Source organism: Pseudarthrobacter sp. RHLT3-21 (assembly GCF_059383495.1).
On sequence record NZ_JBWZCI010000031.1, the window covers coordinates 1 to 22446 of the forward strand.

Sequence of the window (22446 nt, forward strand, 5' to 3'; positions counted from 1 at the left end):
TCATACACGGCCGGCATGAGCTTCTTACGGGCAAGATCCCCGGTCACCCCGAAGAGCACCAACGACGACGGACCGGCAATCCGATTCAGACGACGGTCACGAGGATCCCTCAACGGGTTGCGGCCAGATTTTCCGGAACGTGTCGCGGAATTCCTGCCGTTTTCAGTTTCTGGCATGTTTGCTGTTGAGCCTTAGTTTTCGGTGACGGAAGCTGACCGGGCGGCAAGTGCTGCGATGATCTCCTGCAGCTGTGCAACTCCGGCGGCGCGGTCGGTCAGGTGCAGTCGCAGGACGGGGCGGCCATGTCCGGCCAGGACCTGGGCATCGCCCGCGGCCTGGGCGGAAATCAGTTCCCCGAACGTGAACGGTCGGTCCGGGATGGCCAGGTCTTCCGCAGGCGCGGCCGTGACCTGAAGAAAGACTCCGATCGCGGGTCCGCCCTTGTGGAACTGACCGGTGGAGTGCAGGAACCGCGGACCCCAGCCGAACGTGACGGGACGGCCGCTGACGCCGGCAAGAGGGTCGCGGATGCCTTCCAGCTCCGCGAAGGCCAGCCGGTCAAAGTAGGCCTGGACACTGAGGTAGCTGTCCTCGTTGAGCGTTCCGAGGAGGGCGCCGACGGCTTCCTCCGCAGTGGCTGCACTGCCCAGCCAGTCCCCGCCGCGGACCTCGATGGCGCCGTCAACAAATTCGGCAGGGGTCGGTTCGGGCTGGGCGTCCAGCAGGCCGCGGGCGGCAACCTTGGCTGCCTCCACGTCCGGCTGGTCAAACGGGTTGATGCCCAACAGTCGTCCGGCCACGACGGTGGCGAACTCCCACACCATCATCTGGGTGGCCAGGCCACCGGCGATGGCTACCTCGTTCTCACCGAGTTCGACGTCGGCATCCGCGGCTACCAGCCGCACTACCAGGACGTCCGCTGCACCGGAGGTGACCTCCGGCGACGTGGGTCCGGCCACCACCGGCAGGACGCCGGTGCCGAGCTTGCCGGTGGATTCGGCGATGAGCTGTTCGGCCCAGTCCGCGAAGCCCACAATGCCCGAGCCGTCCTCCGCGATGACAATCTTGTTGCGCAGCGGATTAGTTCCGCCCAGGGCCGCTCCGAGGGCCAGCCCGATGTTCTCGGCGGCGTCCTCGTTCAGGATCTCGGCGGCTTCCTCAGCCTCATCCAGGAAAGCCTGGATGTCCACGCCGGCCAGGCCCGAAGGGACCAGCCCGAATGCTGTGAGGGCTGAGTAGCGGCCGCCCACGTTGGGATCGGCGTTGAAGACAGCACGGTAGCCGGCCTCACGCGAGGCCTTATCCAGCGGGGAACCGGGATCGGTGACAATGATGATCCGGCTCTTCGCATCGATGCCGGCCTCGGTGAAGGCGTGCTCGAAGATCCGGCGCTGGGAGTCGGTCTCCAGGGTTGAACCGGACTTGGACGAAACCACAATCGCGGTTTCGGCCAGCCGGTCTGCGAGGGCAGCACGGACCTGGTCGGGGTCGGTGCTGTCCAGCACTGTCAGCTCGACGCCAGCGGTGCCGGCGATGACCTCGGGAGCCAGTGAAGATCCGCCCATGCCGCAAAGCACGATGCGGGTCACGCCGTCAGCCTTGAGGGCATCACGGAGTTCGAGGATGCCGGCCACGAGGGCCTGTGAGACGGTGGCCGCCTCAACCCAACCGAGGCGGACAGCGGACTCGGACTCGGCGTCGGGACCCCACAGGGTGTGGTCCTTGGCGAAGATCCGGGTGGCAATGCGGTCCGCCACGAGGGCGGGCAGGTGCTGCTCGAGTGCCTGCTGCGCGGCACCGGTGGCGTCGTAGCTGAGAGTGCTCATAGTGGGTTAGGAAGCCTTCCGTGCAGAGGCAAGGGCACCTTCGACGTCGGCCAGCAGTTCCTTCCAGCTGGCCACGAACTTGTCCAGGCCCTCTGATTCGAGGAGCGCGACAACCTCGTTGTAGGAGATGCCCAGCGCGTCCAGTGCGTCCAGCGTTGCGTTGGCCTCCGCGTAGGTGCCGGAGACAGTGTCACCGGTGACGACGCCGTGGTCAAACGTTGCGTCGAGGGTCTTCTCCGGCATGGTGTTCACGACGCCGGGGGCTGCCAGCTCGGTGACGTACAGGGTGTCGGGGTAAGCCGGGTCCTTGACGCCGGTGGAGGCCCACAGCGGACGCTGGGGGAGCGCGCCGGCTGCAGCCAGCAGTGCCCAGCGCTCGGTGGCGAAGAGCTCCTCGTAGACCTGGTAGGCCAGGCGTGCGTTGGCCACGCCTGCCTTGCCCTTGAGTGCCTTCGCCTCGTCGGTGCCGATGGCGTCAAGGCGCTTGTCGATTTCGGAGTCCACGCGGGAAACGAAGAACGAAGCGACCGAGTGGATCCTGGACAGGTCGTGGCCGTTTTCCTTGGCCTGCTCAAGGCCGGACTGGAAAGCGTTGATGACGGCGCGGTAGCGCTCGAGCGAGAAGATCAGGGTCACGTTGACGCTGATGCCCTCGGCCAGGGTAGCGGTGATCGCTTCGAGGCCTTCAAGGGTTGCAGGGATCTTGATGTGGACGTTGTCCTTGTTGACCTTCTTGTATAGGTGCTTGGCTTCGGCAATGGTGCCGGCCGTGTCCCAGGCGAGGCGCGGGTCAACTTCGATGGACACGCGGCCGTCAACACCGTTGGTGGCTGCTGCCACCGGTGCGAAGAGGTCGCAGGCGTCAGCGACGTCGGTGGTCGTGATCTCGAAGATCGTCTCTTCGACGCTGGCGCCGGCTGCTGCCTGGGCCGCGATGGTGGCGTCGTAGTCCGTGCCGGCCGTGATGGCGGCGTGGAAGATGGACGGGTTGGTGGTCACACCAACAACGTTCTTCTCTTCGATCAGCTTCTGCAGCGTGCCGGTATCAAGGCGGCTGCGGGAAAGGTCATCGAGCCAGATGGATACTCCGGCGTCGGAGAGCTGCTGTGTAGGGGTAGTCATAGTGATATCTCCTAGAATCTGGTTCAGGCCTGCAGGCCAGCGAGGGAGTCCTTGGCAGCGGCGGCGACAGCCTCCGCGGTGATGCCGAACTCCTGGAAAAGGCGCTTGTAGTCGGCGGAAGCGCCGTAGTGCTCGAGCGAGATGGAACGTCCGGCGTCGCCGACGAATTCCCTCCAGCCCAGGGCCAGTCCGGCCTCGACGGAGACGCGGGCCTTGACGGCAGCGGGGAGCACGGCCTCGCGGTAGGCGGCGTCCTGCTTGTTGAACCACTCGACGCAGGGCATGGAAACAACGCGGGCAGCGATGCCTTCAGCCTGGAGGGCTTCGCGGGCCTGGACGGCCAGCTGGACCTCGGAGCCGGTGCCGATCAGGATCACGTCGGCGTGCACGGTGGCGCCGTCCTTGGATGCTTCAGCAAGGACGTAGCCGCCCTTGGCGACGCCGGAAACTGAACCGAACGTATCGCCGTCGGCTTCGTTTTCTCCACGGGCGTAGGTGGGGATGTTCTGGCGGGTCAGCACAATGCCGGCCGGGTTTTCGTGGTTCTCCAGCATGGTCTTCCATGCCACGGCGACCTCGTTGGCATCGCCGGGGCGGACCACGTCCAGGCCCACGATGGCGCGCAGGGAAGCGAGCTGTTCCACCGGCTGGTGGGTGGGGCCGTCCTCACCGAGGCCGATGGAGTCGTGCGTCCAGACATACAGGGACGGGGCGCCCATGAGTGCGGAGAGGCGGATGGCGGGGCGCTGGTAGTCGCTGAAGATCAGGAACGTGCCGGAGAATGCGCGGGTCCGGCCGTGCAGGGCGATGCCGTTCACGATCGACGCCGCTGCGTGTTCACGGATGCCGAAGTGCAGGACCCGGCCGTAGGGGTTGCCGGACCAGGTATCGGTCTGCTTGGAGGCGGGCACGAACGAGGGCGAGCCTTCGATGGTGGTGTTGTTGGACTCGGCGAGGTCGGCGGAGCCGCCCCAGAGTTCCGGCATGACCGGTCCGAGTGCGTTCAGCACCTTGCCGGAAGCCGCGCGGGTGGAGACGTCCTTGCCGGCCGGGAAGACCGGAAGTGCGGCGTCCAGGCCGTCGGGCAGTTCGCGGGCCTCGATGCGCTGCAGGAGTGCTGCGCCTTCGGGGTTGGCTGCCTGCCAGGCGTTGAAGGACTCATCCCATTCCTTGCGGGCCGCGGCACCGCGGTCAACTACGGAGCGGGCGTGCGCCAGGACGTCCTGGTCCACCTCGAAGGACTTGGCCGGATCGAAGCCCAGAACCTCCTTGAGGCCGGCGACTTCATCTGCGCCCAAGGCTGAACCGTGGATCTTGCCCGTGTTCTGCTTCTTCGGCGCCGGGTAGCCGATGATGGTGCGCAGCGAGATGATGGACGGCTTGGAGGTCTCAGCCTTCGCGGCGACCAGGGCCGAGTACAGCTCCTGGACGTCTTCGACGTATTCGCCCGTCTCGGTCCAGTCGACGCGCTGGGTGTGCCAGCCGTAGGCCTCGTAACGCTTCAGGACATCTTCGGTGAAGGAGATGTCGGTGTCGTCCTCAATGGAGATGTGGTTCTCGTCGTAGATCACTACGAGGTTACCCAGTTCCTGGTGCCCGGCCAGGGAGGAAGCCTCGGAGGTCACGCCTTCCTGGATGTCGCCGTCGGAGGCGATGACCCAGATGATGTGGTCAAACGGGGACGTGCCCTCGGCAGCGTCGGCGTCGAACAGGCCGCGCATCCGGCGCTGTGAGTAGGCGAAGCCCACCGAGGAGGCCAGGCCCTGGCCCAGCGGCCCGGTGGTGATTTCGACACCGGCGGTGTGCTTGTACTCCGGGTGCCCGGGCGTCAGGGAATCCCAGGTGCGGAGCGCCTTAAGGTCGTCCAGTTCCAGGCCGTAGCCGGACAGGAACAGCTGGATGTAAAGGGTCAGCGACGTGTGGCCGGGAGACAGGATGAAACGGTCGCGTCCCAGCCAGTCCGGGTTGCGCGGGTCGTGGCGCATCAGCTTCTGGAAGAGAAGGTATGCGGCGGGCGCCAGGCTCATGGCCGTGCCGGGGTGGCCATTGCCGACCTTCTCCACGGCATCCGCAGCCAGAACGCGGATGGTGTCCACTGCGCGCTGGTCCAAGCTGGTCCATGACAGTTCTTGCTCTTCCAAATGTGGCACGAAAACCGGGCCCCTCTCTTTGCTGATGGTGGGCGGTACACGGGATCGGTTCAGGGGCACGCTGTGGCGCCCGCTGCGGTGTGTACCAGCCGTTCACCATCGAAACGTTGATCTATCATTCAGCAGGGCTGTGGGAACGCGTTTTCCAACGCCTTGCCGCCTCGTGCTGATCTGGTGACAGCTTAGCTCCATTCCACTCTCCGGTCAGTGCAAATCTCACCTTTTGGACGCAATTTCCCCTTATGTGCATCGCCATTTCGTGAGGTTGAGTTAATCTGCTCGAATCACCCTGCGCGCAATCATCAGGGCCTAATCAGGGGGCATCTGTTACAAATGCGCACGGTATGATATTTGGAGGCCGATGCCGGTTGCCGGGCCCTCATTAGGGCGGTGGCAGACCCCGGGCGTTGCCGGGACCTTCTTCTGATGACCATTGGCGGGCTGCCCGGCGAACGGCCGCAAGACACAGCTGCACCGCCAGACAGAACTGCCAACCAGAACGGGTGACTGCCACCGTGAGCACAACAGATACGCCGCTTAATGCTTCCCGCACCAGAGGGGGAGCCGGGTTCGCCCGTAAGGCCAAGGCGTATTTCGCCCTCACCAAGCCGCGTGTCATCGAGTTGCTGCTGGTCAGCACCCTGCCCACCATGATCTACGCCGAGCGCGGTTTCCCGCCCATCGGGCTGATCCTGGCCACCTTGGTAGGCGGCGCCTTTGCTGCCGGCAGCGCCGGTGCCTTCAACTGCTACCTCGACCGCGACATCGACAAACTGATGCACCGGACCGAGAACCGTCCGCTTGTCACCGGCGAGGTGACGCCTCGTGAGGCGCTGGTTTTCTCCTGGCTGCTCGGGGCGGCCGCCATTGTTATTCTCTGGTTCGGGGCCAACCCGCTGGCCGCGTGGCTCGGGCTGGGCGCGATCTTCTTCTATGTGGTCATCTACACCATCATCCTTAAGCGCCGCACTGCACAGAATATTGTGTGGGGTGGAGCCGCGGGCTGCTTCCCGGTGCTGATTGCCTGGGCCGCCGTGACCAACACCGTCGAGTGGCCGGCCGTCATCCTGTTTATGGTCATCTTCCTCTGGACGCCGCCGCACTACTGGCCGCTTTCCATGCGTTACGGCGAGGACTACCGCAACGCCAACGTGCCCATGCTTGGGGCCATTGCTGGCGCCAAGGTGGTTTCCGTCCAGGTAGTCCTCTACGCCTGGGCCATGGTGGCCTGCTCGCTGCTGATGGTCCCGGCCGGCGGCGCCGGCTGGGTCTACACCGCCACCGCAGTCCTGGCGGGTGCCTGGTTCCTGTACGAGTCGCACTCCCTGTACAACCGGGCGCAGCGCGAGGACATCTCGGACAAGCGCGCCATGAAGGTCTTCCACGGATCGATCAGCTACCTGACGCTGCTGTTCATTGCACTGGCAGTGGATCCGTTCGTCGGATCAGCGATCATCGGTTAGCAACACCCCACCAAACACTCTCGCAGTTCCTGCAGGTTTTTCAAGGATCCTCTCTCACCCAGGTGAGAGAGGCCCTCCTTCGTTTGTGTGCAGGAAGTGAGAGAGGGTCTTAAATGCGGAGTGCCACGGTTCGTAGGGAACCGTGGCACTCCGTCGGGGTCAGGCGGTGGAGGGTTACGTGACCGGGCTGGTGCGGGCGAGGTCGGCGGTGTTTGTTGCCGCGCTCATCAGCAGCGCCGCGCCGAGCATGTGCGCGCCCACCAGCAACGCGGGGATGCCGTTGTAGTACTGGGTGAATCCGATGACGGCCTGCAGCAGGGTCACAGCCAGGAGCAGCAGGACGGAGACGCGGAACGGCCCCTGAATCCGGCGGACAACCACAAGCACCAGCGCGAACAGGGTTCCGGCCGTGATCACGTACGCCGGAACGGCATGGATGTGGGAGAACAGGTCCCAGTCGAGGCCGTTGCGGGGCGCGTCGGCATCACCGGCGTGGGGGCCGGAGCCGGTCACTACTACGCCGAGCATCACGGCGAGAGCGGAGAAAAGCCCGACGGCGGCAGCCACCGGACGCAGGACGCCCGGCAAAGCGGGGAGCTGTGCGGTGGCGTGGCGGCCAGTCCTGCCGTAGGCCCGGTTGACGAGCAGCGTGGCGATCACCACGAGGGCCATGGAAACGAGGAAGTGCAGGCCCACCACCCACGGATTGAGGTTGGTCAGCACGGTGATGCCACCGATCACCGCCTGTGCCGGAATGCTGGCCAGCAGGCCAAGCGCCAGCAGGAAGAGGTCCCTGCGTTCCTTGCGAAGGTTCCACAAATACACGAGCATGGCCAGCGCAACCGCTGCCAGGGCAAACGTCAGGAGCCGGTTGCCGAACTCAATGAAGCCGTGGATCCCCATTTCGGCAGTGTTGACCAGGGAGGTGTCCGTGCAGCGCGGCCAGGTGGGGCAGCCGAGGCCAGACGCGGTCAGCCGCACCGCACCGCCGGTCACCACCAGCAGGGTCTGGCCAACGAGGGACGCCACTGCGAGGCGGCGGACGCTGGCGTCCACGGTACGGGGCAGCCTCGCGACGAGGCGGCCGGCGATCTGGGGGAGGCGTGAAGCCGTGCTCACGGATATCTCAATTCCACTTGAACCAACGGATGGCTGCTGCTCCGGCAAGAACAGTCCAGAGCAGCAGGATAAGCGCGGCGCCGCCGTTCAGCGAGCCGTGCAGGAAAGCTTCGCGCATGGCCTCGCCGAGTGCGCCGGACGGCAGGTACTGGACCGCTCCCTGCGCAAGTGCGGGCAGTCGTTCCGCGGGAATAACTATCCCGCCCAAGGCGCCCAGCAGAATCCACAGCAGGTTGGTGATAGCGAGGGTTGCCTCGGGCCGGACGGTGCCGGCCACCAGGAGCCCCAGCGCGGTGAACGCCACAGCGCCCAGGGCCAGCAGCGACAACCCGGGAAGCCAGCCGGCGGCAGGCGGCTGCCAGCCCAACGGGAGCGCCACCAGTGTCACCACTGCCACCTGGATGCAGAGCACCGCCAGGACCGCCAGGACCTTACCCGCGATGAGGCCTTCCCGGCCCAGGGGTGTGGTGGACAGGAACCGGAGAACTCCGTACCGCCGATCGAAACCGGTGGCGATTCCCTGTCCGGTAAAGGCCGTGGACATTGCGCACAACGCCAGGATGCCGGGAACAGCCACATTGATCCGGCTGGCTCCGAAGCCGTCAAGGAAGGGTGTGACGGTGAGCCCCACCAGCGCCAGAAGCGGCAGGACGACTGCGAGGATCAGCTGCTCGCCGTTCCTGAGCATGGTCAGTGACTCGTACCTGCCCTGCAGCAGGATGCGGCGCAGCAGGGTGGCAGGTGCTCCCTGGGTGGCAGCGGCTGCGGGAGCCGTCATCGGATGTCCTTTCCCGAGATGTCCAGGAAGACATCCTCCAGGCTTCGTGCCGCCAGGCTCATGGAGCCGGGCATAACGTCGTGGGCTGCCCACCAGGCGGTCAGCGATGCGAGATCGCCGGGTGTCAGTGCACCCGAGGCAACGTAGCTCCCGGCCCGCGTTTCGGTGACGGCGATCGCGGCGGGCAGCACGCCGGCGAAATCCAGCCCCGGGGGCGCCTCGAACACCAGGGTGCGGACGTGGTCCGTGCCGGCCTCGACGGCGGGGTCCCGCTGAAGGAGTTGGGAAACAGTTCCCTCGGCGACGTTCCTGCCGGCGTCGATGATGTACACGTAATCCGCCAACCGCTGGGCGTCGTCCATCAGGTGGGTGGTCAGGATGATGCCCATCCCGCCGGTTCGCAGTTCCGAGATCAGCTCAAAGACCAGCTGCCGGGACTGGGGATCCAGGCCGGCGCTGGGCTCGTCCAGGAAGAGGACTTCCGGATTGCCGATCAGGGCCGCAGCCAGGGCGAGCCGCTGCTTCTGCCCACCGGAGAGTCTGCGCACGGAGGTCCTGGCGAAAGTATCAATACCGAGCCGTTCCACCAGTTCGTCAACGGAGCGGGGCCTCGCGTACATTCCGGCGATGTGCCGCAGGAGCGGGATGGGACGGGCCGACGGCGGGAGGCCGCCGTCCTGAAGCATCACGCCTACGCGGGACCGCAGGTCAGCGCCCGATCGGCCCGGATCCTGGCCGAGCAGCGAGATGCTGCCGCCGCTGCGCTTCTGCAGGCCTTGGGCGCATTCGATGGTGGTGGTTTTTCCGGCACCATTGGCGCCCAGGAGGGCCGTGACCTGGCCGCGTTCGGCCATAAGGGATACGCCGTTGACCACCCGGAGCATTTTTCCGTCCAGGCTGGCCAGCGGACCAACATCCTTAATTAACCCGCTGATGGACAGAACCGGGGATTCGGGGGATCGCACCCCAGCATTCTACGCGATGTAGTACTGGCGGGGCCGCAGGGGAGTCCGGCCGCAGGTCAGCCTGACCTTACTAGTATGGGGGACTAAATTACGACATGATTGTGTTGTGTATTCCATGACCAATGCTGCTGCTGTGCCGTTTGCCGGGCACGGAGCGCCGCGTACTGTCGCTGACCGCGGCCACGTGGCCGCTGTGCCGGTGGCGGACTCCGACGAGCGTACCCGGGACCGGGTTCTTGGTGCCGTGCTTGAGCATGGCCCCATCAGCGCGGCGGAACTCGGTGACATGCTCGGTTTCACGCCTGCCGCGGTCCGGAGGCATCTTGATCATCTGGCCCGCAGCGGGGTTATTGAGGTTAAGCGCGTGGCCAAGGCCGGCGCCGGCGCGGGGCGTCCCGCCCGCCGCTATGTCCTGAGCTCGCAGGGCCAGTCCACGCTTGGCAACGATTACCTCGACATCGCCGCCCTCGCGCTCAAGCAGCTCCAGGCAGTGGCGGGCGAACAGGCAGTCCGCGCGTTCGCCGTCGAACGTTTTGCCGACATGGAACGCCGTTACGCACCGGAGGTCGAACTGGCCGGACCGGACATCACCGCCAGGGCGCAGGCGCTGTCCGCGGCGCTGAGCCGGGATGGCTTCGTAGCGTCGGCCGCCTCGATCGAGGCCAAGGCCCCGCTGCCGGCAGCACTGTCCAGTGTCCAGCTGTGCCAGGGGCATTGCCCCATCCAACAGCTGGCAGCCCAGTTCCCCGTCTTCTGCGATGTGGAGACTGAAGTGTTCTCCCGTCTCGTCGGCGTTGACGTGCGCCGCCTGTCCACGCTGGCGCGCGGCGGACACGTCTGCACCACCCACATACCCACAGGCCGGCTGGCTGCCGGGGGACCCCAGGTCCCGCAGGCAGCCCCCGCCAGCCTGGATGAAGCAACCAACCATCAGCAAGAAAGGCCGTGATGACGGACCAACTATCAGAGAAAGCGGTAGCCGAAGACACTGTGATCTCGGAGATTCTGGAAAAGAATCCCGAGCTCCACGGCATCGGCACGTACGAGTACGGCTGGTCTGACAAGAACGACGTCGGTGCCAACGCCCGCCGCGGTATCAATGAAGACGTCGTCCGCGACATCTCGGCCAAGAAGAGCGAGCCGAAATGGATGCTCGATCTTCGCCTCAAGGGCCTGAAGTACTTCGACCGCAAGCCCATGCCCACCTGGGGTGCAGACCTCTCCGGCATCGACTTCGACAACATCAAGTACTTTGTGCGGTCCACCGAGAAGCAGGCCACCAGCTGGGAGGACCTGCCCGAGGACATTAAGAACACGTACGACAAGCTCGGCATCCCCGAGGCCGAAAAGCAGCGCCTGGTTTCCGGCGTCGCCGCCCAGTACGAGTCCGAGGTCGTCTACCACCAGCTGCGTGAGGACCTTGAAAAGCAGGGCGTCATCTTCCTGGACACCGACACCGCGCTGCGCGAACACCCGGAGATCTTCCAGGAGTACTTCGGCACCATCATTCCCGTGGGCGACAACAAGTTCGCGTCGCTGAACACGGCCGTCTGGTCCGGCGGTTCCTTTGTGTACGTCCCCAAGGGCGTCCACGTGGACATCCCGCTGCAGGCATACTTCCGCATCAACACGGAAAACATGGGCCAGTTCGAGCGCACCCTGATCATCGCCGACGAGGACTCCTACGTCCACTACATCGAAGGCTGCACCGCTCCGATCTACACCTCGGACTCGCTGCACTCCGCCGTGGTGGAAATCATCGTGAAGAAGGGCGCCCGCGTCCGTTACACCACCATCCAGAACTGGTCCACCAACGTGTACAACCTGGTGACCAAGCGTGCCATCTGCGAAGAAGGCGCCACCATGGAATGGGTTGACGGCAACATCGGCTCCAAGGTCACCATGAAGTACCCGGCCGTCTACCTGGTAGGCGAGCACGCCAAGGGCGAGACCCTGTCCATCGCCTTCGCCGGCGCCGGACAGCACCAGGACACCGGCTCGAAGATGGTACACATCGCGCCGAACACCAAGAGCTCCATCATTTCCAAGTCCGTGGCCCGCGGCGGCGGGCGTGCTGCCTACCGCGGCCTGGTCCAGGTCCGTGAAGGTGCCAAGCACTCGGCGAACACCGTCCGTTGCGACGCGCTGCTGGTGGATACCATCAGCCGTTCGGACACCTACCCGTACATCGACATCCGTGAAGATGACGTGGTGATGGGCCATGAAGCAACTGTTTCCCGGGTCAGCGAAGAGCAGCTCTTCTACCTGATGTCCCGCGGCATGCGCGAAGACGAAGCCATGGCGATGATCGTCCGTGGCTTCATCGAGCCCATTGCCCGCGAACTCCCGATGGAGTACGCACTTGAGCTGAACCGCCTGATTGAACTGCAGATGGAAGGGTCCGTCGGATAACGATGACTGAAATCACTACTGAAAAGGCCCGCATCGGCGCGCCCTCGGCCCAGCCGTTTATTAACGGTTTCACGGAGGAGGGCGAAAGCCTGTCCCCGATCAATGCCAATGCTTCCAAGGCCCCGTTGGCCGGCGAAGCGGTCAAGCGCCACTCGCACGGCGGCGGCGTCGGCATTCCGGACAGCTCACGCGCCGGCCGGCTGACCTCGTACAACCTCGCGGACTTCAAGCCGCTCACCGGGCTTGAGGAAGACTGGCGCTTTACCCCGCTCAAGCGCCTGCGCGGCCTGCACAGCGAGGTCCTGGCGGGAGCGGCTCCCACCGTCACCGTCAGCGGCCCGGAGCAGGTCACCGTTGAAACCGTGGCCCGCGGCGACAAGCGCATCGGTTCCGCAGGCATTCCGGAGGACCGCGTGTCCGCCAATGCCTGGGAGAACTTCAGCGAAGCCACTGTCCTCACCATCCCGGCCGAGTTTGAAGCCGACACCGAGGTTACCGTCGTGATCGAGGGCACCTCCACGGAGGCAGCAGCCCAGCACCTGGTGATCGTGGCCGAGAAGTTCTCCAAGGCCGTTGTGGTCCTGGGCCACCAGGGTTCGGCCGTTGTGTCCGAAAACATCGAAATCGTTGTTGAAGATGGCGCCAACCTCACGGTTATATCGCTCCAGGAATGGAACGCTGACGCCGTCCACGCCTCCTCCCAGCAGGCAAAGATCGGCCGTGACGCCAAGCTCAAGCACGTGGTGGTCAGCCTCGGCGGGGACCTGGTCCGCGTCACGCCGTCGGCCCGTTTCACCGCCCCGGGCGGCGAAGTCGAAATGTTCGGCCTCTACTTCGCCGACGCCGGCCAGCACCTGGAACAGCGGCTCTTTGTTGACCACGCTGTGGCGAACTGCACCTCCAACGTGCTCTACAAGGGCGCTTTGCAGGGCCGCAATGCCCACGCTGTGTGGGTCGGCGACGTCCTGATCCGCAAGGAAGCCGAAGGCACCGACAGCTACGAGGCCAACCGCAACCTGCTGCTCACGGACGGCGCCCGCGCCGACTCCGTGCCGAACCTCGAGATCGAAACAGGCCTGATCAAGGGAGCCGGCCACGCAAGCGCCACCGGCCGGCTGGACGACGAGCACCTGTTCTACCTCATGGCCCGCGGCATCCCCGAGGATGTTGCCCGTCGCCTGGTGGTCCGTGGCTTCCTGCACGAGATCATCCAGCAGATCAAGGTACCGGCCCTCGAAGAGCGGCTTACCGACGCTGTTGAGCGCGAACTCGCCGTGACGAACAACTAGACGGCCCGGGATTACACAGATGACTGACCAGCCAAAGGGCGAATTTGTCTGTAAGACGGATGAAATCCAGCTCAAGCAGGCGCTGCGGATCCTGATCGACGACTACCCCGTAGCCATCGTGAAGGACTCCATGGGAGACATCCACGCCATCGGGGACACCTGCTCGCACGCGGACATCTCACTGTCCGAGGGCGAAGTGGAAGGGTGCATGATCGAATGCTGGGGCCACGGCTCCCAGTTCGACCTGCGCAGCGGTGAGCCGCTCCAGCTGCCCGCCTACGATCCCGTCCCGGTGTTCGCCGTCGAGATCGTCGGCGACGAGGTCTATGTGGACTTCACCAACGTGCTCAACGGAGCGGAAGCCCCGAACTTCAGCTAGCAGCATCAGCCGGACAGATCAGCCGCCAGCGGCAATACCAAGCAACAGAACCAAACTTCCAGATACAGACCGCACCACCGCCGGAGGGCGCGGTGCAGAGGAGAACAAGACCTATGTCTACTCTTGAGATCAAGGACCTGCACGTCAGCATTGACACGGAGCAGGGCACCAAAGAGATCCTGAAGGGCGTCAGCCTGACCATCAAGACCGGTCAGACCCACGCCATCATGGGCCCCAACGGTTCGGGCAAGTCCACCCTGGCATCCACCATTGCCGGGCACCCGCGCTACAAGGTCACCAGCGGAACCATCACGCTCGACGGCGAAGATGTCCTCGCGATGACCGTTGACCAGCGGGCCCGCGCTGGCGTCTTCCTGGCCATGCAGTACCCCGTGGAGGTCCCCGGTGTCAGCATGACCAACTTCCTGCGCACCGCCAAGACCGCCATCGACGGTGAAGCACCCAAGCTCCGTACGTGGACCAGGGACGTCAAGGCGGCCATGGCCCAGCTGCGCATCGACGCAGACTTCGCCGAACGCAACGTCAACGAAGGCTTCTCCGGCGGCGAGAAGAAGCGCGTCGAGATCCTCCAGCTGGAACTCTTCAAGCCGAAGTTCGCCATCCTTGACGAGACTGACTCGGGCCTGGACGTTGACGCCCTGAAGGTTGTCTCCGAAGGCGTCAACCGTGCACACGAAGCGGGCAACATGGGCACGCTGCTCATCACGCACTACACCCGTATCCTGCGCTACATCAAGCCTGACTTCGTCCACGTATTCGTAGACGGCCAGGTTGTCGAAGAGGGCGGCCCGGAGCTGGCAGACCGTCTCGAAGACGAAGGCTACGACCGCTACGCCACGGGCGCCAGCGCAGCCACCATCGCTGCTGCTCAGGCCTAGTTAGGACTTGCCATGACCGAAATCAATGCGGCCCGCACGGGCCTCGAGGATGTCGAAGAGGCACTCAAGGACGTCATCGACCCGGAACTCGGTGTGAACATCGTGGACCTCGGGCTGCTGTACGGACTGAAGTACTCAGACGACGACGGCGCGCTGCTGATCGACATGACGCTCACCACGGCCGCCTGCCCGCTCACCGATGTCATCGAGGAGCAGGTCGGCAAGTCCCTGGACGGTGTCGTCGACGACTGGCGCCTGAACTGGGTGTGGATGCCGCCTTGGGGTCCGGAGCGGATCACCGATGACGGCAAGGACCAGATGCGGGCCCTCGGCTTCAACATCTAAATCTTCACCGCTTAAAGTACGACGACGGCCGGTTACCTCCCCAGCGGAGGTAGCCGGCCGTCGTCGTACAGCCATCGATTGCTCCGTAAGCGCCCTTTTTAGCTCTCAAAACGGCCTCTACGGAGCAACGGATGGAATCAGAGGGTGGGCGCCGAGAACGTGTCGCACTGGTTGATGTCGCCGGTGGTGTAGCCCTGGTAGAACCATTTCTGCCGCTGTTCGCTGGAGCCGTGCGTCCACGCCTCGGGCGAGACCCGGCCGGTGGCGGCTTGCTGGATCCGGTCATCGCCCACGGCCGAGGCTGCGGACAGGGCGTCGTTCAGGTCCTGCTGGGTGATCGGTTCAAGGAACGGCTGGCCGTCGGGTCCAGGCTGCGTTGAGGCGTGCTTCACCCAGAGGCCGGCGTAGCAGTCGGCCTGCAGCTCCGTTCTGACAGCACCGGACTCCGGCCCCTGCGGATCCTGTTGTGCACGGTCGAGGTACCCCAGTACGTTCTGGATGTGATGGCCGAATTCGTGAGCCACCACGTACTCCTGCGCCAAGGGACCTCCCGAGGATCCGAAGCGGTCCACGAGATCCTGGAAGAAACCGGGATCGAAGTAGGCGGTGCTGTCGGTGGGGCAGTAGAACGGACCCACCGCGCTGGAAGCCGTCCCGCAACCAGTGCTGACGGCCTCATCGAAGATCACCGTCTTCGGCTGGGGGTACTGGACGTTGTAGTCCTGGAGATAGGCCGGCCAGAACGCGTTCAGGCTGTTGACCGTGCCGGTGATCCGGCAGTCCAGCCGTGCGTCGGCGTCGGCCCCCGTGGTGCAGGCCGGTGACGTGCCCTGGCTCTGTTCAGCCGTGCCAGCCCCGCCGGTCAGGCCTTCGAGCAGGGCGGGATTGACGCCGAGGAGGACCGCAAGGAGCAGAATGATCCCGCCCCCGATGCCGCCGCCGACCTTGGCGCCGCGGCCCATACCCCGCCGGTCCTGGACCTGGGAAGGGTCCAGCTGCACGTTGTCATTGAAGCTCATGAAGTCACAATAGCCCTTACCGGCATCACCGCAGCGGAGCCGGCAGGTAAAGTTGAGACGATGCCTTTTCTCGACAAAATCCAGCGCTGGGCCGAAGAACGCCCCCATGACACCGCCGTTGTGGTGGCGGGCCGGCGCCTGCGCTGGGCTGAGCTCCGGGACGCCGCCGCGGCCGCTCTTCCAGAGACAGCAGCCGTCACAGTCCTTGCGGAGGCCAACTCCGTTGACTTCGCGGTGAGGTTCACCGCAGCCGTTGCCGGCGGGCGGCAATGTGCCGTCCTGGATCCGACCTGGCCGGCGTCCCTGCACGAGGAGATCGTTCATCGGCTGGCGGAATCACCCACACCGGGCACAGTTTCCGCAGCGGATGCCTTGGCGGACGGGCCGCCGGATTCGACGTTCCTGATCGGACTCACGTCCGGCACCACCTCCGTGCCCAAGGCATTTACCCGGTCGAGGCAGTCCTGGCGGCAGTCTTTCGACGCGTCCATTGAGTTCTTCGGCCTCGCCCAGGACGATGTCACGCTCGCGCCCGGACCCCTGGCCGCCAGCCTTAACCTCTACGCCCTCGCTGAGTGCCTCTACGCGGGCTCGGAATTCCAGACGCTGGAGAGTTTCGACGTCGGTGGTGTCCACGCCGCCATCACGCACGACGCCGTGACCCGGCTTATTCTCGTGCCCACCATGCTGCGATTGCTGAGTGAACGCGGACTGACCGGCGGCGTCGATGCCTCCGGCATCCGGTCCATCATCTGCGCCGGCTCGAAGCTGGATGCGCGCACCCTTGAAGCGGCACGGCGCTGGGCGCCGAACGCCACCATCTTCGAGTACTACGGCGCATCTGAACTGAGCTTTGTCTCGGGTGTGGGGCTGGCGGCGGGGGAGTTGCTGGACGCAGGGGGAACAGGCATCGGACACCCGTTCCCGGGCGTGGACGTCAAAATCCTGGACGATGACGGTTCCGAACTGCAGGACGGCGCAGCCGGCAATATCTGCGTGCGCAGCGGTATGGTCAGCAACGGCTACCTGTGGGGTGACGACGGTCAGGCGCTGCGCTCCTTCAATGGCTGGTTCACGGTGGGGGACCAGGGCTACCTCGCCGACGGCGAACTGCACATCCTGGGCCGGCGCGCCGACATGATCCTGACCTCGGGAAAAAACGTATATCCGCACGAAGTGGAACTCGCCCTGGCGGCCGTGCCGGGGGTGGCTGCTGCGGTGGCCGCCGGAATACCCGATGACCTCCGCGGCCAACGGGTGGTTGCCGGCGTCATTCCGTCCCATGGCGGAGTCACGGCCATGCAGCTCAAGGCAGGACTCGAAAACATCCTGCCGCGGGACAAGCGGCCCCACCAGTACTTCGCGCTCTCCGAACTTCCCACCACGGACCGTGGCAAAGTCAGCCGGAGCATCCTGCTGGACTGGATCGGCTCCCACGACCCACGGGCGCGGCACCTTGACCGCTGACCCGCAGCCCCATGGCTTGCTGCCAGGTGACCTTGTGCCCGCGGACCGGCAGCCCGTGATCATCGCGGCGCGGCGTACCGCGATCCGGCGCGCCAACGGTGCGCTGAAGGAACTGCGTGCGCACCAGCTTCTGGCGCCGGTCCTGGTTAACCTCCTGGCAGACACCCAGGTACCGGCCGAAGCGGTCACGGATGTGGTGATCGGCAACGCCGTGGGCGGCGGCGGCAACGTGGCCCGACTGGCCCTTCTTGAGGCAGGGCTGCCGGTCAGCGTGCCGGGACTGACCGTCGACCGCCAGTGCGGATCAGGCCTCGACGCGATCGTCCTGGCCGCCCGGCTGGTGGCCGCCGGCGGAAACCCCGTGTATCTCGCCGGGGGCGTGGAAAGCATCAGCACGGCTCCGCTGCGGGCCTACCGGGACAACGACGGCGAGCCCGCCTTTTTTGCCCGGGCCCAGTTTGTGCCGGACAGCTTCGGCGACCCGGATATGGGGGTGGCGGCCGAGAACGTTGCTGCCCGGTTCGAGGTCAGCCGGGAACGGCAGGATGCCTCGGCGCTGCGCAGCCACCAGCGGGCGCTGGCCGCCGCTAAGGCAGGCTGTTTCGCCGCCGAAATCACTACGCTGGAAACGCCGGCTGGACCCATCAGTGCCGACGACGGCCCCCGCACCGGCCTGACAGCCGCCGTCCTGAAGCGGTTCCCGGCCGCTTTTGTGCCAGGGGGGACTGTCACCGCCGGGAACTCATGCTTCGACGCGGACGCCGCTTCCGCCGTCGTCGTCACTTCCTTGAAGCGGGCCCGGGAACTGGGAGCCACAGACGGGCTTCTGGTGCTGGCCACCGACACTGCCGGCGTGGACCCCGAAGTACTGGGGATCGGCGCAGCGGTTGCCGCGGAGCGGCTCCTGCTGGCGAGCGGACTGTCCGCGGACAGAGTTGACCTGGTGGAGTTCAACGAAGCCTTCGCGTCCCAGACCCTTGCCTGCCTGGACCAGCTGGGCATTGATCCGGAGCGGGCCAACCTTGACGGCGGGGCGCTGGCATTGGGCCACGCCTACGGGGCGTCCGGGGCGGTACTCGTGACCCGGCTTCTCGCGCAGGCCCGGCGTGCCGGGAACCAGGGATCCCTGGCGCTGGCCCTGATCAGTATTGCCGGCGGCATGGGAACGGCGGCGCTGCTGCGCTACGAGTTGCTGGCCGGTGAGCAACAGGTCCCCTAAGCCGCACGGGAAGGCCCAACGGCCGTTCAGTCTTCTGCGTCGCCCAGCCCGCGTGCAGCCAGCGCTTCGCCGGTCTGGCGGGCGAAAGCCACGGTGGTGATAAAGACGGGCAGCACGAGGGCACGCGGGTTACGCTCAAGGCCGCGGGCCCGGGCGGAATCCCTGACGTCTGCAAAGGCGCCGGCGATATAGGGGATGCTGCGGAGCATGATGGCGATGGTCAGCGCAAAACGCTCGGGGTCCGCGCCGAAGCGGCGGAACGGCGTGGCCAGCGATACAACGCCGTCCAGGATCCGCTGCATGGGCGTGGTAGCCGTCAGCAGGGACGCCGCCACCACGCAGACCAGGATGTTAAGGACAATCCGGGCAGCCGTGGGTCCACCCAGCTGCCACCACTGGAACAGTCCGATGACCACCAGCACCAGGGCAACGGGACGGACAGCACTGACCAGCCGCCGGGCTCCGGCTCCCGTCAGGAGAAACAGGACGCCGAGCGCGGCCAGCACCGCAGCGGAAACCAGCCAGTCGACCACCAGGAAGGACACCAGTCCACAGCCCACCACCAGCAGGAACTTGCATGCCAGCGGCGTCCGGTGGATGATCGAATTCCCCGGGACGTAGTTGGCCAGCAGGAAGCCGTGCCCTCTCACGGAGCGGCCAGGCCGTTGGTGACCAGCGCACGGTACGCGTCGACGGCCGCGGCAGCGCCGCCGTCGAACATTACGCGTCCCGCCTCCACCACCAGTACGCGGTCCATTTCCAGGGCGAGGTCGAGGTCGTGTGTGGACATCACGATCTGCTGGTCGAGGCCGGACAGGGTACGGCGCAGGAGTTCGCGGTTCCGGAGGTCCAGGAGCGTGGACGGTTCATCCAGCACCAGGACCGCGGGGTTCACGGCCAGTACCGCAGCGAGGGCCATCAACTGGCGTTCACCGCCGGACAGTTCGTAGATGCTCTGGTCCGCGAGCGGCAGCAGGCCGAGGCGCTCCAGGGCCGCTTCCGCCAGCCTGCGCCGCTCCGCGCCGTTGCGGACCGGGCGGCGCAGGGAAAGCTCCACGTCCTCGCGGCCTGTCGGCATCACCAGCTGCGACAAGGGATCCGTGAAGACGAACCCCACCTGCCGGCGGACTGCCCGCACCGCCCGGACAGTATCGGCGCCGTCCACGGACACGCTGCCGGAACTTGGCTGGACCAGGCCGTTAATCAGCCGCAGCAGCGTGGACTTGCCGGACCCGTTGGCCCCGATCACGCCAATGCGCTGTTCGGTCAGCTCAAGCGTGACGTCCTGGAGCAGGGTCTTCGGTTCCGGGAGGGTGTCAACGGCAACGGCCACAGTGGCCTGCCGGAAAGAAATGGTTGCCATGGCGGGGCTAGTTGTTGATCCGCTTCACCCGGCGGACCAGGACGTCGGGAAATGCCCGGTGCAGTGCCACGGCGATGACCGCGGCGAGGACGTTCTTAATCACGTCACCGGGGTAGAAGACCAGGTCTGCAAGGAAGGCTTCACCCAGTGTGGCTTTGGTGTTCAGGGCGATCCCGGCAACTCCGAGCAGGTGCACGACGGCGATGCTGGTGATCATCGCCGAGGCGAAGAACCAAAGCGCCCGGGCACGTGTTGTCCGCCGGATCACCACGGTGGCCAGCCAGCCTACAACGGCTGCTGCGATGGGGAAAGCAATGATGTAACCGGCCGACGGTCCGGCCAGGATGCCCAGGCCGCTGCGGCCCTGGCTGAAGATCGGGAGGCCGGCCAGGCCCAGGAGGGTGTACAGGCCGACGGCGGCGAAACCCCGGCCGGGGCCCAGCATCAGTCCGGTGAGCATCACCGCAAGGGTCTGGAATGTGATGGGGATGCCGAACACGTTCGCCGCGATGCCGGGCACCAGGGCGGAGCCGGCAACCAGCGCGGCGAAGACGGCGATCAGGCCCAGGTCGGTGGCGTTCCACCGGCTCCGGAGGCGGGAAGCGGTGCCGGAGACGGCGCTGTCAGTCTGGCTCATGGGGTGTTCCTGTCGTGGTTGTACAAGCGAAGCATGGGGATGATCCTGACGTTACCGGCCGCCGTCGGGCGCCATTTTGTAGGGGACCTACTAAGCGGGATGCCCGGGACTGACGGCAGGGCACAAACGTTGAGCCAACGCACGACGGCGGTGCAGCGGTTATGGGGCCAAGCTGGGGCCGGTAGACTTGGACAGGCCGTTCTGTCGGCCATTCTGCCCGGCTGCTTCCAGACACCATCCGTTGAGCTGCGGCGTTTCCCTGTTGTGAAAGGCCTTACCTGCTGTGATTACTGTCCAGGATCTTGAACTGCGCGCCGGCGCCCGGCTCCTCATGGACCAGGTGAGCTTCCGCATCGACAAGGGCGACAAGATCGGCCTCGTCGGCCGTAACGGCGCAGGCAAGACTACCCTGACCCGGGTGCTCGCGGGCGAAGGCCAGCCCGCCGGCGGCAAGGTTACCCGCAGCGGCGAGATCGGCTACCTGCCGCAGGATCCCCGGACCCCGGACATGGAACAGCTGGCCCGCGACCGCATCCTCTCCGCCCGCGGCCTGGACGTCGCCGTCAACAAGCTCAAGCAGACCCATGAGGACATGGCCAGCGAGGACCCCGAGATCCAGCGCAAGGCGATGAACCGCTATGACCGGCTGGAATCCGAGTTCCTGGCCGCCGGCGGCTACGCGGCCGAGGCCGAGGCCGCCGCGATCTGCTCCAACCTGGCCCTCCCGGACCGACTGCTGAACCAGCCGCTCAAGACCCTGTCCGGCGGCCAGCGCCGTCGTGTGGAACTCGCCCGCATCCTGTACTCGGACGCCGAAACGATGCTCCTCGATGAGCCCACCAACCACCTCGACGCGGATTCCATCACCTGGCTCCGCGAGTTCCTGAAGAACCACCAGGGCGGCCTGATCGTGATCAGCCACGACACCGAGCTGCTCGAAGCCACCGTCAACAAAGTGTTCCTGCTGGATCCCAACCGCGCCAAGGTCGACTTCTACAATATGAACTGGAAGCGCTACCTGCTCCAGCGCGAGACGGACGAGCGCGCCCGCAAGCGTGAGCGCGCCAACGCGGAGAAGAAGGCCCAGGTCCTCTTCGACCAGGCCAACAAAATGCGCGCCAAGGCCACCAAGGCCGTCGCGGCGCAGAACATGGCCAAGCGTGCCGAACGTCTGCTGGGCGGCCTCGAAGCCGTCCGTGCGACCGACCGCGTGGCAGCCCTGCGCTTCCCGGATCCGTCACCCTGCGGCAAGACCCCGCTAACCGCGGACGGACTCAGCAAGTCCTACGGCTCGCTGGAGATCTTCACCGACGTGGACCTCGCCATCGACCGCGGCTCCAAGGTGGTCATCCTGGGCCTCAACGGCGCCGGCAAGACCACCCTCCTGCGGATGCTTGCCGGCGTCGACAAGCCGGACACCGGCGAGGTCGTGGCGGGCCACGGCCTGAAGGTGGGCTACTACGCCCAGGAGCACGAGACGCTCGACGTGGACCGCACCGTCCTGCAGAACATGCGCTCCTCCGCCCCGGACATGAACGACGCGGAAGTCCGCAACATCCTGGGCTCGTTCCTGTTCTCCGGAGACGACGTCGACAAGCCTGCCGGTGTGCTCTCCGGCGGCGAGAAGACGCGCCTGGCCCTGGCCACCATCGTGGCCTCAAGCGCGAACGTGCTGCTCCTTGACGAGCCCACTAACAACCTCGACCCGGCCAGCCGCGCCGAAATCCTCGGGGCCCTGAGCAACTACACCGGCGCCGTCGTCCTGGTCAGCCACGACGAAGGGGCCGTTGAAGCCCTGAACCCTGAGCGTGTTGTGCTGTTGCCCGATGGGGTCGAGGACCACTGGAACGAAGACTACCTGGACCTGATTACGCTCGCTTAGTCCTGGTTGTCGTGATTGCGTTCGCTGCGCGACGCCGGTGATTTCCCGCGTGCTGGCTCGTTCCTCGCTTCTGACGCACGCTACATAAATCACCCACGCCGCTCCGCTATTG

The 22446-nt window shown here is 65.6% G+C and carries 20 protein-coding genes and 1 pseudogene; 10 read left to right on the plus strand and 11 right to left on the minus strand.

The window, feature by feature from the left end; translation table 11 throughout:
* From AC50YA_RS20955 to tkt, 4 genes and pseudogenes are all read right to left on the minus strand, one after another.
* A pseudogene (locus tag AC50YA_RS20955) lies at positions 1 to 176 on the minus strand (glucose-6-phosphate dehydrogenase); the annotation flags it as partial.
* Positions 177 to 191: 15 nt separating this feature from the next.
* Positions 192 to 1826, minus strand: coding sequence for a phosphoglucose isomerase-related protein (locus AC50YA_RS20960; RefSeq protein WP_494984118.1), 1635 nt, complete (start codon positions 1824 to 1826; stop codon positions 192 to 194).
* Positions 1827 to 1832: 6 nt separating this feature from the next.
* Positions 1833 to 2948, minus strand: a complete 1116-nt coding sequence (tal, locus tag AC50YA_RS20965; protein ID WP_494984119.1) for a transaldolase — start codon at positions 2946 to 2948, stop codon at positions 1833 to 1835.
* Between the two features lie 23 nt (positions 2949 to 2971).
* Complete coding sequence (tkt, locus tag AC50YA_RS20970; protein ID WP_494984120.1) at positions 2972 to 5089, minus strand: transketolase; 2118 nt, start codon at positions 5087 to 5089, stop codon at positions 2972 to 2974.
* Between the two features lie 512 nt (positions 5090 to 5601).
* Between tkt and AC50YA_RS20975 the strand changes: the two genes are divergently transcribed.
* A complete protein-coding gene (locus AC50YA_RS20975) occupies positions 5602 to 6561 on the plus strand; it encodes a heme o synthase (RefSeq protein ID WP_494984121.1) in 960 nt (319 codons plus the stop codon).
* 174 nt (positions 6562 to 6735) lie between these two features.
* On the opposite strand, the gene AC50YA_RS20980 is transcribed toward AC50YA_RS20975, so the two are convergent.
* Genes AC50YA_RS20980 through AC50YA_RS20990 form a run of 3 tightly spaced genes read right to left on the minus strand, consistent with a single transcriptional unit; the run spans position 6736 to position 9423 of the window.
* Positions 6736 to 7680, minus strand: coding sequence for a COX15/CtaA family protein (locus tag AC50YA_RS20980; RefSeq protein WP_494984122.1), 945 nt, complete (start codon positions 7678 to 7680; stop codon positions 6736 to 6738).
* A gap of 7 nt (positions 7681 to 7687) precedes the next feature.
* Positions 7688 to 8458 (minus strand): ABC transporter permease, encoded by a 771-nt coding sequence (locus AC50YA_RS20985; protein ID WP_494984123.1) that lies wholly within the window; start codon positions 8456 to 8458, stop codon positions 7688 to 7690.
* Entirely contained in the window at positions 8455 to 9423 is a 969-nt protein-coding gene (locus AC50YA_RS20990; RefSeq protein ID WP_494984124.1) for an ABC transporter ATP-binding protein, read from the minus strand. The genes AC50YA_RS20985 and AC50YA_RS20990 overlap by 4 nt, the downstream gene beginning before the upstream one ends.
* Positions 9424 to 9529: 106 nt before the next feature.
* Here AC50YA_RS20990 and AC50YA_RS20995 point away from each other — a divergent pair, with 106 nt between their 5' ends.
* The 6 genes from AC50YA_RS20995 (at position 9530) to AC50YA_RS21020 (ending at position 14747) form a co-directional block, all read left to right on the plus strand.
* Positions 9530 to 10372: a helix-turn-helix transcriptional regulator gene (locus AC50YA_RS20995; protein WP_494984125.1), complete on the plus strand. Its 843-nt coding sequence runs from the start codon at positions 9530 to 9532 to the stop codon at positions 10370 to 10372.
* Positions 10372 to 11835 (plus strand): Fe-S cluster assembly protein SufB, encoded by a 1464-nt coding sequence (gene sufB, locus AC50YA_RS21000; protein ID WP_185260505.1) that lies wholly within the window; start codon positions 10372 to 10374, stop codon positions 11833 to 11835. Before AC50YA_RS20995 ends, sufB begins: the two co-directional genes overlap by 1 nt.
* A 2-nt stretch (positions 11836 to 11837) precedes the next feature.
* Positions 11838 to 13124: a Fe-S cluster assembly protein SufD gene (gene sufD, locus AC50YA_RS21005; protein ID WP_494984126.1), complete on the plus strand. Its 1287-nt coding sequence runs from the start codon at positions 11838 to 11840 to the stop codon at positions 13122 to 13124.
* Between the two features lie 19 nt (positions 13125 to 13143).
* Positions 13144 to 13503: a non-heme iron oxygenase ferredoxin subunit gene (locus AC50YA_RS21010; RefSeq protein ID WP_056339825.1), complete on the plus strand. Its 360-nt coding sequence runs from the start codon at positions 13144 to 13146 to the stop codon at positions 13501 to 13503.
* A gap of 113 nt (positions 13504 to 13616) precedes the next feature.
* Positions 13617 to 14402: a Fe-S cluster assembly ATPase SufC gene (gene sufC / locus AC50YA_RS21015; RefSeq protein WP_494984127.1), complete on the plus strand. Its 786-nt coding sequence runs from the start codon at positions 13617 to 13619 to the stop codon at positions 14400 to 14402.
* Between the two features lie 12 nt (positions 14403 to 14414).
* Positions 14415 to 14747, plus strand: a complete 333-nt coding sequence (locus AC50YA_RS21020; protein WP_056339832.1) for a metal-sulfur cluster assembly factor — start codon at positions 14415 to 14417, stop codon at positions 14745 to 14747.
* A gap of 137 nt (positions 14748 to 14884) precedes the next feature.
* Here the strand turns inward: AC50YA_RS21020 and ypfJ are convergent, their stop codons facing one another.
* Complete coding sequence (gene ypfJ, locus AC50YA_RS21025; protein WP_494984128.1) at positions 14885 to 15766, minus strand: KPN_02809 family neutral zinc metallopeptidase; 882 nt, start codon at positions 15764 to 15766, stop codon at positions 14885 to 14887.
* Between the two features lie 60 nt (positions 15767 to 15826).
* On the opposite strand from ypfJ, the gene AC50YA_RS21030 reads away from it, so the two are divergent.
* Positions 15827 to 17233 carry a class I adenylate-forming enzyme family protein gene (locus AC50YA_RS21030; RefSeq protein WP_494984129.1) on the plus strand — a complete coding sequence of 469 codons (1407 nt, stop codon included), beginning with the start codon at positions 15827 to 15829 and terminating at the stop codon, positions 17231 to 17233.
* Positions 17234 to 17267: 34 nt separating this feature from the next.
* Positions 17268 to 18452, plus strand: coding sequence for a thiolase family protein (locus tag AC50YA_RS21035; RefSeq protein WP_494984130.1), 1185 nt, complete (start codon positions 17268 to 17270; stop codon positions 18450 to 18452).
* 26 nt (positions 18453 to 18478) lie between these two features.
* Here the strand turns inward: AC50YA_RS21035 and AC50YA_RS21040 are convergent, their stop codons facing one another.
* Genes AC50YA_RS21040 through AC50YA_RS21050 form a run of 3 tightly spaced genes read right to left on the minus strand, consistent with a single transcriptional unit; the run spans position 18479 to position 20452 of the window.
* Positions 18479 to 19102 carry an energy-coupling factor transporter transmembrane component T family protein gene (locus AC50YA_RS21040; RefSeq protein WP_494984131.1) on the minus strand — a complete coding sequence of 208 codons (624 nt, stop codon included), beginning with the start codon at positions 19100 to 19102 and terminating at the stop codon, positions 18479 to 18481.
* On the minus strand, positions 19099 to 19815 hold the full coding sequence (locus tag AC50YA_RS21045; protein WP_494984132.1) for an energy-coupling factor ABC transporter ATP-binding protein: 717 nt from the start codon (positions 19813 to 19815) through the stop codon (positions 19099 to 19101). The genes AC50YA_RS21040 and AC50YA_RS21045 overlap by 4 nt, the downstream gene beginning before the upstream one ends.
* 7 nt (positions 19816 to 19822) lie before the next feature.
* A complete protein-coding gene (locus tag AC50YA_RS21050) occupies positions 19823 to 20452 on the minus strand; it encodes a biotin transporter BioY (RefSeq protein ID WP_494984133.1) in 630 nt (209 codons plus the stop codon).
* Between the two features lie 283 nt (positions 20453 to 20735).
* Between AC50YA_RS21050 and AC50YA_RS21055 the strand changes: the two genes are divergently transcribed.
* The gene (locus AC50YA_RS21055; RefSeq protein ID WP_494984134.1) at positions 20736 to 22334 is read left to right on the plus strand and encodes an ABC-F family ATP-binding cassette domain-containing protein; all 1599 of its coding nucleotides are present in this window, start codon (positions 20736 to 20738) and stop codon (positions 22332 to 22334) included.
* Positions 22335 to 22446 lie beyond the last annotated feature (112 nt).